We start from the raw sequence: 13,014 nt of genomic DNA on the forward strand, positions 1-13,014 counted from the left end.
AGGAATTCGCCCCATGACCGCCATCGCTCGTATCACCCTGCTCACCCTCGTCCTGGGCTTGAGCGCTTGTGCGGTCCAGCGCCCGCCGGAGCCTTCGGCGCCGCTGCCACCCATTCCACCTTCGGGCCCGGCCACCAAGCCGGCCCCATCGACCCCACCGGGCAAGCCTGTTACCCCGAACAAACCGGCCAAGCCGGTACCTCGCACTTCTGCCAGTTTCGCCCCGCCGCCGGGTGGCAACAGCCACTGGGATGCCAAGCTAGGGGTCTATGTGCTGGATAACCAGCCCAACACCTTCTATCGCCAGCGCACCTACTACCGTTGGAACAACGGCTGGAGCCGCTCTGTCAGCCCGAACGGTCCGTGGGAAGAAACCACCATCGAAGGTGTACCGGGTGGGTTGGGGCGGCAGTTTCATTGAGGATGGCGTGATTCATACAGACGATGATCGTTCCCAGGCTCCGCGTGGGAACGCCGCCGGGGACGCTCCGCGTCCCATGACGCAGAGCGTCAATGGATACATTCCCACGCAGGAGCGTGGGAACGATCAGACTTCGGGGCTTTCAAGGTTCGACCTGTCATGTCCGTCGTCGTAGAATGCGCGCCTTTGCGAGCCTTCATCGGCCAACCGCGTATTTATCGGAGCACCTGACCATGACGACTACCCCGACCGGCGACTACCTGGAAACCCTCTACGAAGGCTACGGCCAGCGTTTTCGGATGGACAAGCTGCTGCACGAAGTGCGCACCGAGCACCAGCACCTGGTGATCTTCGAGAACCCGCGCATGGGCCGGGTGATGGCGCTGGACGGCGTGATCCAGACCACCGAAGCCGACGAGTTCATCTACCACGAGATGCTGACCCACGTGCCCATCCTCGCCCACGGCGCGGCCAAGCGGGTGCTGATCATCGGTGGCGGCGACGGCGGCATGCTGCGTGAAGTGACCAAACACGTCGGCGTCGAGCACATCACCATGGTGGAAATCGACGGCACCGTGGTGGATATGTGCAAAACGTTCTTGCCCAACCATTCCAAGGGGGCCTACGACGACCCGCGCCTGAACCTGGTGATCGACGACGGCATGCGGTTCGTCTCCACCACCCAGGAGAAATTCGACGTCATCATTTCCGACTCCACCGACCCGATCGGCCCGGGTGAAGTGCTGTTCTCGGAAAACTTCTACCAGGCCTGCCATCGTTGCCTGAACGAAGGCGGCATCCTGGTGACCCAGAACGGCACGCCGTTCATGCAACTGGGCGAAGTACAGACCACTGCCGGGCGCCTGCGTGGCCTGTTTGCCGACTGGCACTTCTACCAGGCCGCCGTGCCGACCTACATCGGCGGCGCCATGACCTTCGCCTGGGGTTCGACCGACACGGCCTATCGCAAGCTGTCCCGCGAAACCCTGCGCGAGCGGTTCATCGGCAGCGGCATCGTCACCCGTTACTACAACCCCGAGGTACACATCGGCGCGTTCGCCATGCCGCAGTACGTGTTGCAGGCGATCAACAAGCCAAGTAACGACTGACTTTGCGATGTGGCAAGGAAGCTGTGGTGGCTAGGGAACAAGCTTCCTAGCCACCACAGTGCTCGGCTGTAATAGCGGTACTTTTGTGTTTCCAGATGTTCATTGGACAAATTTTTCACAAAATCTTGCGGACAATCTCCCGCGCTCTATCGCCGGCGGTTATTTAATGGCAATGCCTTAGCCGTTCGTGCAACATTTGCGCACTCGCGCAAGCCCCGGGGCCGGCACTGGCCAACAGAGGGGGCGCCGTTGTTCTTTTTGTCACTTAAACTCCAATAGGTCCTCAATCGACATGGCAATTCCTGACGCCCTGAGTCAGCAGCGCACCACGCATCGCTTGCTGCAGCCGACCGTCAAATCGCACCTGGCCTACACGTTGCTTTGTGCCCTGGTGATGATGGTCATGTTCAGCCTGCTGCGCGTGGCGCTGCTGGTCTATAACCGCGAAATGATCCTGGATACCCCGGCCGCGACCTTCATTGAAGCGTTCGCCAACGGCCTGCGTTTCGACTTGCGCCTGGTGGTCTACCTCAGCATTCCGTTGCTACTGGCATTGTTCAGCGCCCGGGCCATGGCGGCCCGTGGTTTCTTTCGTTTCTGGCTGACCGTCACCTCCAGCATCGCGCTGTTCCTGGGCCTGATGGAGATGGACTTCTACCGTGAATTTCACCAGCGCCTCAACGGTCTGGTCTTCCAGTATGTGAAGGAAGACCCGAAAACCGTGATGAGCATGCTCTGGTACGGTTTCCCGGTGGTGCGTTACCTGCTGGCCTGGGTCGGCGGTACGCTCATCCTGAGCCTGGCGTTCAAGGGCGCCGACCGCGCTACTCGCCCACGTGGGCCTTTCAGCGGTGGCACCATCGGCACGCGCCAGATCGCCCCGTGGTACGGCCGTGTCGCGGTGTTCATGGTTTGCCTGCTGGTCGCAGTGGCCGCTGCCCGTGGCACCCTGCGCCAAGGGCCGCCCCTGCGCTGGGGTGACGTCTACACCACCGATTCGAACTTCGCTAACCAGTTGGGGCTCAACGGTACGTTGTCGCTGGTGGCGGCGGCCAAGAGCCGGATGTCCGAAGACCGTGACAACATCTGGAAAGCCACCCTCGAGCAGCCGCTGGCACAGCAGACCGTGCGCGACATGCTGGTGATGCCCGACGACAAACTGGTGGACGCCGAGACTGCCGCCGTACGCCGCGACTACACGCCGCCGGCCGACAAGACCCTGCCCATCAAGAACGTGGTCGTGATCCTCATGGAAAGCATGGCCGGTCACTCGGTGGGCGCCTTGGGTGCGCCTGGCAACATCACGCCTTACCTGGACAAGCTGTCCAAGGAAGGGCTGCTGTTCGACCGCTTCTTCTCCAACGGCACCCACACCCACCAAGGCATGTTCGCCACCATGGCGTGCTTCCCGAACCTGCCGGGTTTCGAATACCTGATGCAGACCCCGGAAGGCAGCCACAAGCTGTCGGGCCTGCCGCAATTGCTCAGTCCACGCGGCTTTGATGACGTGTATGTCTACAACGGCGATTTCGCCTGGGACAACCAGTCGGGGTTCTTCAGCAGCCAGGGCATGACCAACTTCATCGGGCGTAACGACTTCGTGAACCCGGTGTTTTCCGACCCCACCTGGGGTGTGTCCGACCAGGACATGTTCGACCGTGGCCTGATCGAGCTCAAGGCGCGGGAAAATGGCAAGCCGTTCTATGCCTTGCTGCAAACCCTGTCCAACCACACGCCTTATGCGTTGCCGACGCCGTTGCCAGTGGAGCGGGTCACCGACCGTGGCAGCCTGAACGAACACCTGACCGCCATGCGCTACGCCGATTGGGCACTGGGCCAGTTCTTCGAGAAGGCCCGCAAGGAGCCTTACTTCAAGGAAACGCTGTTTGTCGTGGTCGGCGATCATGGCTTTGGCAACGAACGTCAGATCACCGAAATGGACCTGGGCCGTTTCAACGTGCCGATGCTGTTGATCGGCCCGGGTATCCAGGAAAAGTTCGGCCAACGCAGCCACACCGTGGGCACTCAAGTCGATATCGTACCGACCATCATGGGCCGGGTCGGTGGGCAAGTGCGCAACCAGTGCTGGGGGCGTGATCTGTTGAACCTGCCGGAAGGCGATACCGGTTTTGGCGTGATCAAGCCGTCGGGCAGTGAACAGACGACGGCGATCATTCGCGACGACAAGATCCTGGTCCTGCCGAAGGAAAAGGAAATGGCGCCGAAGATGTATCGCTATGAGTTGGGTGCCAACCCGCGTGCGGAAATCATCCCGGATGCGCCGGACACCGCACAGATGAAACTCAAGCTGGAATCATTCCTGCAGACCGCCACCAAAAGCCTGTTGGACAACACCGCTGGCGTGGTTGACGGCAAGCCGGACTGAGGCTCGGCGAGCATGAAAAAAGAGGCCTGAAGAGGCCTCTTTTTTTTTGCTCGCCTAGTGGTTTATATCTTGCCCAGTAATAGCAGGACCAACAGCACCACCAACACTACACCAATGATACCGGACGGACCGTAACCCCAACTTCTGGAGTGCGGGAAGACCGGAAGACCACCGATCAGCAGGAGGATCAGGATGATGATAAGTATTGTGCCCATTGTTGATTTCCTTATTGGTCAGTTCTGGAGTGATGCAACTTTCAACTACCAGCACGCATGCGTTAAATCCGGGCGGCTTAATATGTCCGACCGTAACGTCCTGTAAAAAATTCAAAGTTTTTTAGTACTTGAAGAGGCACCTGCTTATCGCGGTTTGTGACGAGGGTATTTCCCCCGTCAGGCATGACCCACACAAAGCATTTCTCAATCAAAACTTCCTACGGTTTGCCCCCGCCATTCAGCATTCTGATGGAGCGTGGGTCCGGCCAGGTCCTTCGCTACACTCGGTCCATCTCTCCCGGAACAACAAGGCTGTTTCCTATGCAAAATCGCATGATGATCACCGGTGCCGGCTCAGGCCTGGGTCGCGAAATCGCGCTGCGCTGGGCCCGTGAAGGTTGGCGCCTGGCCCTGTCGGATGTCAGCGAGCCTGGCCTTAAGGAAACCCTCAAGTTGGTGCGTGAAGCCGGAGGCGAGGGCTTCGTCCAGCGTTGCGATGTGCGCGACTACAGCCAACTGACTGCGTTCGCCCAAGCCTGTGAAGAGAAGTTTGGCGGCATCGACATTATCGTCAACAATGCCGGCGTGGCTTCGGGCGGGTTTTTCAGCGAACTCTCCCTGGAAGATTGGGACTGGCAGATTGCGATCAACCTGATGGGCGTGGTCAAGGGCTGCAAGGCGTTCTTGCCGCTGTTGGAAAAAAGCCGGGGCAAGATCATCAATATCGCCTCTATGGCAGCCCTGATGCAGGGGCCGGCCATGAGCAACTACAACGTGGCCAAGGCTGGTGTCGTCGCCTTGTCGGAAAGCCTCCTGGTCGAGCTGGCACAGCAGGAGATCGGCGTTCACGTGGTATGCCCGTCGTTCTTCCAGACCAATCTGCTGGACTCGTTCCGTGGCCCGACCCCAGCCATGAAAGCCCAAGTGGGCAAATTGCTGGAAAGCTCACCGATCAGCGCCGCCGACATTGCCGACTACATCTACCGGCAGGTCGCCGAAGGCCAGTTCATGATCCTGCCCCATGAGCAGGGCCGGATGGCCTGGGCCCTCAAGCAAAAGAACCCGCAGTTGCTGTATGACGAAATGACCGTCATGGCCGACAAGATGCGCGCCAAGGCTCGACAGAACCCGAGTTGACCTGGATGCCCGGTGTCCTCAGGATGGCGCCACTCGGCCTTCCTGATGGACCTTCCCATGCTCAATTACCTGTGGTTCTTACTCGCCGCGCTATTTGAAATCGCCGGTTGCTATGCCTTCTGGATGTGGCTGCGCCAGGGCAAGAGCGCCTGGTGGATCGCCCCGGCGCTGCTTAGCCTCACGCTGTTCGCGCTGTTGCTGACTCGTATCGAAGCCACCTACGCCGGTCGCGCCTACGCCGCCTACGGTGGCATCTATATCATTGCTTCGATCGGTTGGCTGGCCGTGGTTGAACGTGTGCGACCGCTGGGTTCCGACTGGATCGGTGTCGCGCTCTGTGTGCTGGGGGCCAGTGTGATTCTGTTCGGCCCGCGGTTCTCGGCCTCTTGAAAAAAAGCGCTTCGACAAGGTTTTGCAGGAAGTTTCCTTCAGTCGCCAGAGCTTTGGTTGTAGGGGCTTACTGAATTCTTGCGCCTGCCTTGAGAACACGAAACAGGCCGGGCATGGTCAAGGTCCAGACAATCTTAAGGATAAGAACCATGCTTGTACTAAGCCGTGCAGTGGGCGAGTTGATTTCCATCGGCGATGATATTTCCGTCCGGGTGCTGTCGGTCAGCGGCAGCACCGTGCGCTTTGGTGTGGAGGCACCTCGGCATATCGACGTCCATCGCTCCGAAATCTACGAAAAGATCCAGAAAAAAAGGGCCCAGGCCGCTCGCAAGGCGTGTTCAGTCGAATAGATGCTTGGGCACATCGTGCTTGAGCATCAGTTGACACTGCTCGCTGTCGGGGTCGAAGACGATCAACGCCTGGCCCTTGGTCAAGGCCTGCCTGACTCGCAATACCCGCGTTTCCAGGGGCGTGTCGTCACCATTGTCGGTGCCGTCACGGGTCACGAAATCCTCGATCAGGCGGGTGAGCGTGTCGACTTCGAGTTGGTCGTGGGGGATCAGCATGGTGTACCTCGGCTAGACAATAGCGAGATGCTACGGCCAATGGGCTTTTGCGGCTAGCCTGTGGTTTTCGCTCACTGCAAATCCTTGTGGGAGCGGGCTTGCTCGCGAAAGCGGTGGGCCAGTTTGTATCAATGCCGCATGTGCCGACGCCTTCGCGAGCAAGCCCGCTCCCACAGTTGGATTGCGATACGCCCGCGCGAACCATGTTGTTAGCTGAATCAGCTATCCGACCGTTGCCCAATCAAGCTGTCCACCGACGGCACCCGGGTATCGCTTTCCATCTGCGTGTCATGTTCGATCTGGTGACTGAAGCGGTCCAGCGAACCCTGGGCTGGTTGTGCGTCGCTGGCGAACACGGGTGGGCTGAGGATGTAGGCGCCGAGCAGGCGGCTGAGGGCGGCCAGGCTGTCGATGTGGGTGCGTTCGTAGCCGTGGGTGGCGTCGCAGCCAAAGGCGAGCAGGGCGGTGCGGATGTCGTGACCGGCGGTGACGGCCGAATGGGCGTCGCTGAAGTAGTAGCGGAACAGGTCGCGGCGGGCCGGCAGATCGTTCTCCTTGGCCAACTTCAGCAAGTGCCGCGACAGGTGATAGTCGTAGGGGCCGCCGGAGTCCTGCATGGCCACGCTGACCGTGTGTTCGCTTGAGTGCTGGCCGGGTGCGACAGGCGCGATGTCGATGCCGACGAACTCACTGACGTCCCAAGGCAGCGCAGCTGCCGCACCACTGCCGGTTTCCTCGGTGATGGTGAACAACGGGTGACAGTCGATCAGCAGCTCTTCGCCGCTGTCGACAATCGCCTTGAGCGCCGCCAGCAGCGCCGCGACCCCAGCCTTGTCGTCCAGGTGCCGGGCGCTGATGTGGCCGCTCTCGGTGAACTCCGGCAAGGGATCGAAGGCCACGTAATCGCCGATGCCGACACCCAGGGTTTCGCAATCGGCGCGGGTGGCGCAGTAAGCGTCCAGGCGCAGTTCGATGTGGTCCCAACTGATGGGCATTTCATCCACCGCGGTGTTGAACGCGTGCCCGGAAGCCATCAACGGCAGGACGCTGCCACGAATCACCCCGGTGTCGGTGAACAGGCTGACCCGGCTGCCCTCGGCAAACCGGCTGGACCAGCAACCCACCGGGGCCAGGGTCAGGCGACCGTTGTCCTTGATGGCCCGCACGGAGGCGCCGATGGTGTCCAAGTGGGCCGACACGGCCCGGTCGGGGCTGCTCTTGCGGCCCTTGAGGGTGGCGCGGATCGTGCCGCGCCGGGTCATTTCGAAAGGAATGCCCAGCTCTTCGAGCCGCTCGGCGACGTAGCGCACGATGGTGTCGGTGAAGCCGGTAGGGCTGGGAATGGCGAGCATTTCCAGCAGGACTTTTTGCAGGTATTCGAGATTCGGTTCGGGGATTTTGCTGATCATGGAAACTCCTGATGGGTTGAGCACATCGATGGTTTCGATGAGAGAAAAGGGGGAGTGACCGACGTTGGAACATCGGGGGCTTTCACGCCGCTATCGCGAGCAAGCTCGCTCCCACAGGTTCGATTGAACGCCCTGGATCCAATGTGGGAGCGAGTTTGCTCGCGATGGGGTCAGTTCAGGTATTACACCTCTAGCAGGCCACCGCCTGGCTATGGGGAAACAACAGATCCACAAAGCGTTCGGCGGTGGGTTGCGGTTCGTGGTTGGCCAGGCCGGCGCGTTCGTTGGCTTCGATGAACACGTACTCGGGCTGATCGGCCGCCGGTACCAGCAAGTCGAGGCCGACCATGGGGATGTCCAGCGCCCGGGCGGCGCGTACCGCCGCGTCGGCGAGGGTGGGATGAAGAATCCCCGTGACATCCTCCAGGACACCGCCGGTATGAAGATTCGCCGTTCGCCGTACGAACAGGTGTTCCCCGGCCGGCAGGACGCTGTCGTAGTCAAACCCCGCCGCGCTCAGCGTGCGCTCGGTCTCGGCGTCCATCGGGATCTTGCTTTCCCCGCCCGTAGCGGCTTGTCGTCGGCGGCTCTGGGCTTCGATCAGCGCGCCGATGGTGTGCTGGCCATCGCCGATCACCTCCGCCGGACGGCGGATCGCCGCGGCCACCACTTCGAAGCCGATCACCAGGATCCGCAGGTCGAGCCCTTCATGAAAGCTCTCCAGCAACACCCGGCTATCAAACTGCCGGGCCGCTTCGATGGCGCTCTGCACTTCTTCAATCGTGCGCAGATCCACCGCCACGCCTTGGCCCTGTTCTCCGTCCAGCGGCTTGACCACCACTCGCTCGTGCTCATCGAGGAACGCCAGGTTGTCATCGGCATTGCCTGCCAACTGCTGGGCCGGCAGGTTCAGGCCGGCGTTTTTCAGCACCTTATGGGTGAGGCTTTTGTCCTGGCACAAGGTCATGCTGATGGCGCTGGTCAGGTCGCTCAAGGATTCGCGGCAGCGCACCCGCCGGCTGCCATGGACCAGGGTGAATAACCCGGCCTCGGCGTCATCCACCTGCACTTCGATACCCCGACGGTGCGCTTCCTCGACAATGATTCGCGCATACGGGTTGAACGACGCCTCGGGCCCAGGCCCCAGGAACAGCGGCTGGTTAATGCCGTTCTTGCGTTTGATGGCGAAGGTCGACAGGTTGCGGAAACCGAGCTTGGCATAGAGGTTTTTCGCCAGGCGATTGTCGTGCAGGACCGAGAGGTCGAGGTAACTCAAGCCACGGCTCATGAAGTGCTCGACGAGGTGGCGCACGAGTACTTCGCCAACGCCGGGGCGTGAACATTGCGGGTCCACGGCCAGGCACCAGAGGCTGCTGCCGTTTTCCGGATCGTTGAAGGCCTTCTGGTGGTTCAGGCCCATGACGCTGCCGATCACCGCGCCAGTGTCGTCGTCTTCGGCCAGCCAGTACACCGGGCCACCCTCATGTCGCGGGGTCAAACGGTGCGGGTCGATGGGCAGCATGCCGCGAGCTTGGTAGAGCTGGTTGATCGACTGCCAGTCGGCCTCGTTCTGGGCCCGGCGAATCCGAAAACCGCGAAACACCCGCGTGGCCTGGCGATAGTCGCTGAACCACAGGCGCAAGGTGTCGGACGGATCGAGGAACAGTTGTGCCGGCTCCAGCCCCAGCACTTGCTGGGGCGCGGCGACGTACAAGGCGATGTCCCGTTCGCCGGGCTGTTCGTTGAGCAGTTCCTGGGCCAGGCTCGCCGGGTCCGGGAAGGTGTGACCGATCAGCAATCGGCCCCAGCCGCAATGCACGGCGATCGGGTCGGCACCCAATGCGCTGCCGTCTTCGGCCAGGCGTGCCTGCAGGCGTTCATAGGACGGTGCCTGGCCGCGCAGAAGGCGTTGGTTGTGAACGGTTGCATGAGGTTTCATCAATCAGATTCCTTGCTCGCTGAGCCACAGGTTCAGCGCCGCCAGTTGCCACAGCCGCGAGCCGCGCAACGGGGTGAGCTGGCCGTTGGGGTCGGTCAACAAGCGGTCGAGCATGGCCGGGTTGAACAAGCCGCGATCCTGGCTCGGATCCAGCAGCAGTTCGCGGACCCAGGCCAAGGTGTCGCCTTCCAGGTGCTTGAGGCCCGGGACCGGGAAATAGCCTTTCTTGCGGTCGATCACCTCGCTGGGGATCACCCGTCGGGCGGCTTCCTTGAGGACCTGCTTGCCGCCGTCGGGCAGCTTGAATTTCGCCGGGACCCGCGCGGAAAGCTCCACCAGTCGGTAGTCGAGGAACGGTGTACGGGCTTCCAGGCCCCAGGCCATGGTCATGTTGTCGACGCGCTTGACCGGGTCGTCCACCAGCATCACCGTGCTGTCCAGGCGCAAGGCCTTGTCCACGGCGGCATCGGCCCCCGGTTGGGCGAAGTGCTCCTTGACGAAGTCACCGGCCGCGTCGTTGGCCGTCAGCCATTTGGGCTGCACGGTGGCGGCATATTCTTCGTAGCTGCGATCGAAGAATGCGGCGCGATAGGCCGCATAGGGATCGCTGGCGCCGTCAACCTGCGGGTACCAGTGATAGCCGGCGAAAAGTTCGTCGGCACCCTGGCCGCTCTGCACCACTTTGCAGTGCTTGGCCACTTCCCGGGACAACAGGTAGAAGGCAATGCAGTCGTGGCTGACCATCGGCTCGCTCATGGCACGGAACGCCGCTGGCAATTGCTCGATGATTTCTTTTTCGTCGATGCGCAATTGGTGATGGCGGGTGCCGTAATGCTTGGCGATCAGATCCGAATACTGGAATTCGTCACCGCGCTCGCCGCCGGCATCCTGGAAACCGATGGAAAAGGTCGACAGGTCCTCCACGCCAACTTCGCGCAACAGCCCCACCAGCATGCTCGAATCCACGCCGCCGGACAGCAGCACACCCACATCCACGGCGGCACGCTGGCGAATGGCGACTGCTTCGCGAGTACTGTCGAGCACGCGGTCGACCCAGTCTTCCAGGTTCAGGTGCTGTTCATCGGCCCGTGGGCCGTAGGGCAGGGTCCACCAGGTCTTCTGCTCGGTGGTGCCGTCGGCTTCGACCCGCATCCAGGTGGCAGGTGGCAGTTTTTCAACACCGGCCAGCAGGGTGCGGGGGGCCGGGACCACCGCATGAAAATTCAGGTAATGATTGAGGGCCACCGGGTCGAGCATCGGGCTGATGTCGCCGCCCTTGAGCAGCGCCGGCAACGCCGAGGCGAAGCGCAAGCGCTGGCCGGTGCGCGACAGGTACAGCGGCTTGACGCCGAGGCGGTCGCGGGCGATGAACAGCCGCTTGGCATCGCGTTCCCAGATGGCGAAGGCAAACATGCCGTTGAGCTTGGGCAACAGCGCTTCGCCCCAGGCGTGGTAGCCCTTGAGCAGCACTTCGGTGTCGCCACCGGAATAGAAGGCGTAGCCCAGGCCTTCGAGCTCGGCCCGCAGTTCCGGGTAGTTGTAGATCGCGCCGTTGAAGGCCAGGGACAGGCCCAGTTGATTGTCGACCATGGGTTGGGCCGAACCGTCGGACAGGTCCATGATTTTCAGGCGCCGATGGCCCAGGGCAATCGGGCCCTGGCTATGAAAACCCCACGCGTCAGGGCCGCGTGGGGCCAAGTGATGGGTGATTCGTTCTACGGCTGCAAGGTCCGCAGGTTGTTGATCGAAACGTAACTCTCCAGCTAATCCGCACATGTGGTGTGAACCCTTTGTATTTCGGCATGTGTGTCGCTACTGGTGATTCTCTCGTACCGTTTTCGTACCACTTTCTACTCGGTCCAGCTTGTCCAGCTCTGCCCAGTTACTTGGGGAACTGATCCACTTGGCGTAGGTGGAAAGCAGCACTTGCACGCTGTGCCCGAGCTGCGCGGCGATGAATGCTGGATTCATGCCGGACATCAAACACATCGTGGCGTACGTATGGCGCGTGTCATACATTCTGCGATGCCGAATTCCTAACTTCCGCAGCGCGCTCAGCCAGTAGCGTTTTGGACCTGTCTCAGACCGGATGTACAGCTCTGTTCTTTCACCCGAGCCTTCCGGCGCGAAAACGTAATCAGAGCGCGCCGCCGTAAGAGGTCTGGCTTTTTCGAGTGCCCGTAACGCTCGATCGTTCAATAAAACTTCCCGGGTGACCTTGGTCTTGGTCCGCTCCTGGATCTTTCCATATATGCGAATCCGACAGACTTTGGCTGTCCGCTTGCGAGTGTCGACCTCGCTCCAGCGCAGCGCCATCGCGTCTCCTGGCCGCATCCCTGTGTAGAAGGAGAACTCAAAAAAGCACGCGTAAATCTGCTGCAAGCCGCTCGTCAATTCGTACAGTTTCTCGATGACCAGATCCGCCTCGGCCCGGGTGAAAGGGTCCAGGTCTCGCTTGGGCACCCTGGTGGGCGCTATCGAATTCGCCGGGTTCCGGGTGATCAACTCGTCCCGCACCGCTTGGGTAAAGATGGTGGTGACCAGCCGAACGGCATCGCGCCGGCGGACGGGGGAGGGCCAGTCGATGTCGTTGACCACCTTGCGCATCAGGACAGGCGTGATGGTGTCGAGGCGCTTCGACGCGAGGTAGGGCACCCAGTACGTTTGGAGGGTTGACCGGTAGTTCTTCCGGGTGCTTTCGACGATTTGTAGGCCATCCAGCCAATCCTGGGCGTAATCGAAAAATATAGGAATGGCCTGAGCGTCAAGGCTCCGGGTTCCCGGGAACAGCTCGGCGTACTATTCAGCAGTCAGCGCGCCGAGCTTATCCAGCTGCTTTACTTGAGCACGTAGGTTCGCTGCAGTAGCGATGTCTTTCGGGGTTTGAGGGAAGGCAAGCGTTTCGCAGCACCGCTTCTTGTTCCAGGTGAAGCGAATTCGGATGGAAGGCCCGACGAGCTCAACCCCTGATGGCGGGTCCACAGGCTTTCTATCCATTCGTCATATCTCTGCTTGCTGTACATAATTCGTCCATCGATCTTCATCCATACACCCGGTAGGATGATCTTCCGCACCCTCTTTCGCTGCAGCGCCTTCGCTGTGGTTCCCACGAGCTCCGCCATCCGCATCTCGGTGACCTTGTCGTGAAGAAGCTCTTCAGCTGCTGACATGGTTTCCCCCCGTCGCCTCTTGCGACTCAGCCACCACGCGCAATTTGAGGTTGATCCCACAGGCCTGGGCCAGGCGCATAAGATCGCTGACGGTGGTGCAGGGCTCTTGCATGGCCTGGCCGAAGCGAACGAGGCGCGAGCCGAGCTGGCTGAACTCGTTATTGAGGGCAATTCGGCTGCCGCCTGGCGATGTAGCTGGCATGGCTGCGCCTCCGCTCCTTCCGGCCCCCGGATCGCTGCCCGGTAACCAGCCAGGAAAATCAGGTAGTCCG

General features: G+C 61.1%; 13 protein-coding genes and 1 pseudogene. 6 read left to right on the forward strand and 8 right to left on the reverse strand.

The genetic code is table 11. From position 1 onward, the window contains the following. Window positions 1-13 precede the first annotated feature (13 nt). The 3 genes from LOY70_RS08415 (at window position 14) to LOY70_RS08425 (ending at window position 3,916) form a co-directional block, all read left to right on the forward strand. Window positions 14-421 carry a hypothetical protein gene (locus LOY70_RS08415; RefSeq protein ID WP_265035419.1) on the forward strand — a complete coding sequence of 136 codons (408 nt, stop codon included), beginning with the start codon at window positions 14-16 and terminating at the stop codon, window positions 419-421. Window positions 422-654: 233 nt separating this feature from the next. Beyond that, window positions 655-1,530 carry a polyamine aminopropyltransferase gene (speE, locus tag LOY70_RS08420; protein ID WP_025212534.1) on the forward strand — a complete coding sequence of 292 codons (876 nt, stop codon included), beginning with the start codon at window positions 655-657 and terminating at the stop codon, window positions 1,528-1,530. A 292-nt stretch (window positions 1,531-1,822) separates the two neighbouring features. Next, the gene (locus tag LOY70_RS08425; protein WP_265035422.1) at window positions 1,823-3,916 is read left to right on the forward strand and encodes an LTA synthase family protein; all 2,094 of its coding nucleotides are present in this window, start codon (window positions 1,823-1,825) and stop codon (window positions 3,914-3,916) included. 62 nt (window positions 3,917-3,978) lie between these two features. Here the strand turns inward: LOY70_RS08425 and LOY70_RS08430 are convergent, their stop codons facing one another. After that, complete coding sequence (locus LOY70_RS08430; RefSeq protein ID WP_003183939.1) at window positions 3,979-4,131, reverse strand: DUF3309 family protein; 153 nt, start codon at window positions 4,129-4,131, stop codon at window positions 3,979-3,981. A 321-nt stretch (window positions 4,132-4,452) separates the two neighbouring features. On the opposite strand from LOY70_RS08430, the gene LOY70_RS08435 reads away from it, so the two are divergent. The 3 genes from LOY70_RS08435 (at window position 4,453) to csrA (ending at window position 6,008) form a co-directional block, all read left to right on the forward strand. After that, window positions 4,453-5,268: an SDR family oxidoreductase gene (locus tag LOY70_RS08435; protein ID WP_265035431.1), complete on the forward strand. Its 816-nt coding sequence runs from the start codon at window positions 4,453-4,455 to the stop codon at window positions 5,266-5,268. 57 nt (window positions 5,269-5,325) lie between these two features. Continuing rightward, a complete protein-coding gene (locus LOY70_RS08440) occupies window positions 5,326-5,658 on the forward strand; it encodes a YnfA family protein (RefSeq protein WP_265035433.1) in 333 nt (110 codons plus the stop codon). Window positions 5,659-5,807: 149 nt separating this feature from the next. Continuing rightward, window positions 5,808-6,008: a carbon storage regulator CsrA gene (gene csrA, locus LOY70_RS08445; RefSeq protein WP_265035434.1), complete on the forward strand. Its 201-nt coding sequence runs from the start codon at window positions 5,808-5,810 to the stop codon at window positions 6,006-6,008. Here csrA and LOY70_RS08450 read toward each other — a convergent pair. The 7 genes and pseudogenes from LOY70_RS08450 to LOY70_RS08480 all read right to left on the reverse strand — a co-directional run bounded on the left by LOY70_RS08450 (window position 5,997) and on the right by LOY70_RS08480 (window position 12,944). Beyond that, window positions 5,997-6,224 (reverse strand): YheU family protein, encoded by a 228-nt coding sequence (locus tag LOY70_RS08450; RefSeq protein ID WP_025212539.1) that lies wholly within the window; start codon window positions 6,222-6,224, stop codon window positions 5,997-5,999. The genes csrA and LOY70_RS08450 overlap by 12 nt on opposite strands. Before the next feature lie 218 nt (window positions 6,225-6,442). Continuing rightward, a complete protein-coding gene (locus LOY70_RS08455; RefSeq protein WP_025212540.1) occupies window positions 6,443-7,633 on the reverse strand; it encodes an osmoprotectant NAGGN system M42 family peptidase in 1,191 nt (396 codons plus the stop codon). 190 nt (window positions 7,634-7,823) lie between these two features. Beyond that, window positions 7,824-9,572: an N-acetylglutaminylglutamine synthetase gene (gene ngg / locus LOY70_RS08460; RefSeq protein WP_123342136.1), complete on the reverse strand. Its 1,749-nt coding sequence runs from the start codon at window positions 9,570-9,572 to the stop codon at window positions 7,824-7,826. Between the two features lie 3 nt (window positions 9,573-9,575). Continuing rightward, window positions 9,576-11,348: an N-acetylglutaminylglutamine amidotransferase gene (locus tag LOY70_RS08465; protein ID WP_265035440.1), complete on the reverse strand. Its 1,773-nt coding sequence runs from the start codon at window positions 11,346-11,348 to the stop codon at window positions 9,576-9,578. A gap of 36 nt (window positions 11,349-11,384) precedes the next feature. After that, window positions 11,385-12,515: pseudogene (locus tag LOY70_RS08470) on the reverse strand (tyrosine-type recombinase/integrase). Then, the gene (locus tag LOY70_RS08475) at window positions 12,410-12,742 is read right to left on the reverse strand and encodes a hypothetical protein (RefSeq protein WP_265035441.1); all 333 of its coding nucleotides are present in this window, start codon (window positions 12,740-12,742) and stop codon (window positions 12,410-12,412) included. The pseudogene LOY70_RS08470 and the gene LOY70_RS08475 overlap by 106 nt, the downstream one beginning before the upstream one ends. Further along, entirely contained in the window at window positions 12,729-12,944 is a 216-nt protein-coding gene (locus LOY70_RS08480; RefSeq protein ID WP_265035443.1) for a hypothetical protein, read from the reverse strand. The genes LOY70_RS08475 and LOY70_RS08480 overlap by 14 nt, the downstream gene beginning before the upstream one ends. Window positions 12,945-13,014 lie beyond the last annotated feature (70 nt).

Origin of the sequence: Pseudomonas sp. B21-054 (genome assembly GCF_026016345.1) — a bacterium.
In the GTDB taxonomy this organism is placed as follows: domain Bacteria; phylum Pseudomonadota; class Gammaproteobacteria; order Pseudomonadales; family Pseudomonadaceae; genus Aquipseudomonas.

Bases quoted from the DNA above. Each gene is read 5' to 3' on its own strand.
- LOY70_RS08440 (WP_265035433.1), top strand. From the start codon at position 5,326: ATGCTCAATTACCTGTGGTTCTTACTCGCCGCGCTATTTGAAATCGCC.
- csrA (WP_265035434.1), top strand. From the start codon at position 5,808: ATGCTTGTACTAAGCCGTGCAGTGGGCGAGTTGATTTCCATCGGCGAT.
- LOY70_RS08450 (WP_025212539.1), bottom strand. From the start codon at position 6,224: ATGCTGATCCCCCACGACCAACTCGAAGTCGACACGCTCACCCGCCTG.
- LOY70_RS08465 (WP_265035440.1), bottom strand. From the start codon at position 11,348: ATGTGCGGATTAGCTGGAGAGTTACGTTTCGATCAACAACCTGCGGAC.
- LOY70_RS08475 (WP_265035441.1), bottom strand. From the start codon at position 12,742: ATGTCAGCAGCTGAAGAGCTTCTTCACGACAAGGTCACCGAGATGCGG.
- LOY70_RS08430 (WP_003183939.1), bottom strand. From the start codon at position 4,131: ATGGGCACAATACTTATCATCATCCTGATCCTCCTGCTGATCGGTGGT.
- LOY70_RS08435 (WP_265035431.1), top strand. From the start codon at position 4,453: ATGCAAAATCGCATGATGATCACCGGTGCCGGCTCAGGCCTGGGTCGC.
- ngg (WP_123342136.1), bottom strand. From the start codon at position 9,572: ATGAAACCTCATGCAACCGTTCACAACCAACGCCTTCTGCGCGGCCAG.
- LOY70_RS08415 (WP_265035419.1), top strand. From the start codon at position 14: ATGACCGCCATCGCTCGTATCACCCTGCTCACCCTCGTCCTGGGCTTG.
- LOY70_RS08455 (WP_025212540.1), bottom strand. From the start codon at position 7,633: ATGATCAGCAAAATCCCCGAACCGAATCTCGAATACCTGCAAAAAGTC.
- LOY70_RS08425 (WP_265035422.1), top strand. From the start codon at position 1,823: ATGGCAATTCCTGACGCCCTGAGTCAGCAGCGCACCACGCATCGCTTG.
- LOY70_RS08480 (WP_265035443.1), bottom strand. From the start codon at position 12,944: ATGCCAGCTACATCGCCAGGCGGCAGCCGAATTGCCCTCAATAACGAG.
- speE (WP_025212534.1), top strand. From the start codon at position 655: ATGACGACTACCCCGACCGGCGACTACCTGGAAACCCTCTACGAAGGC.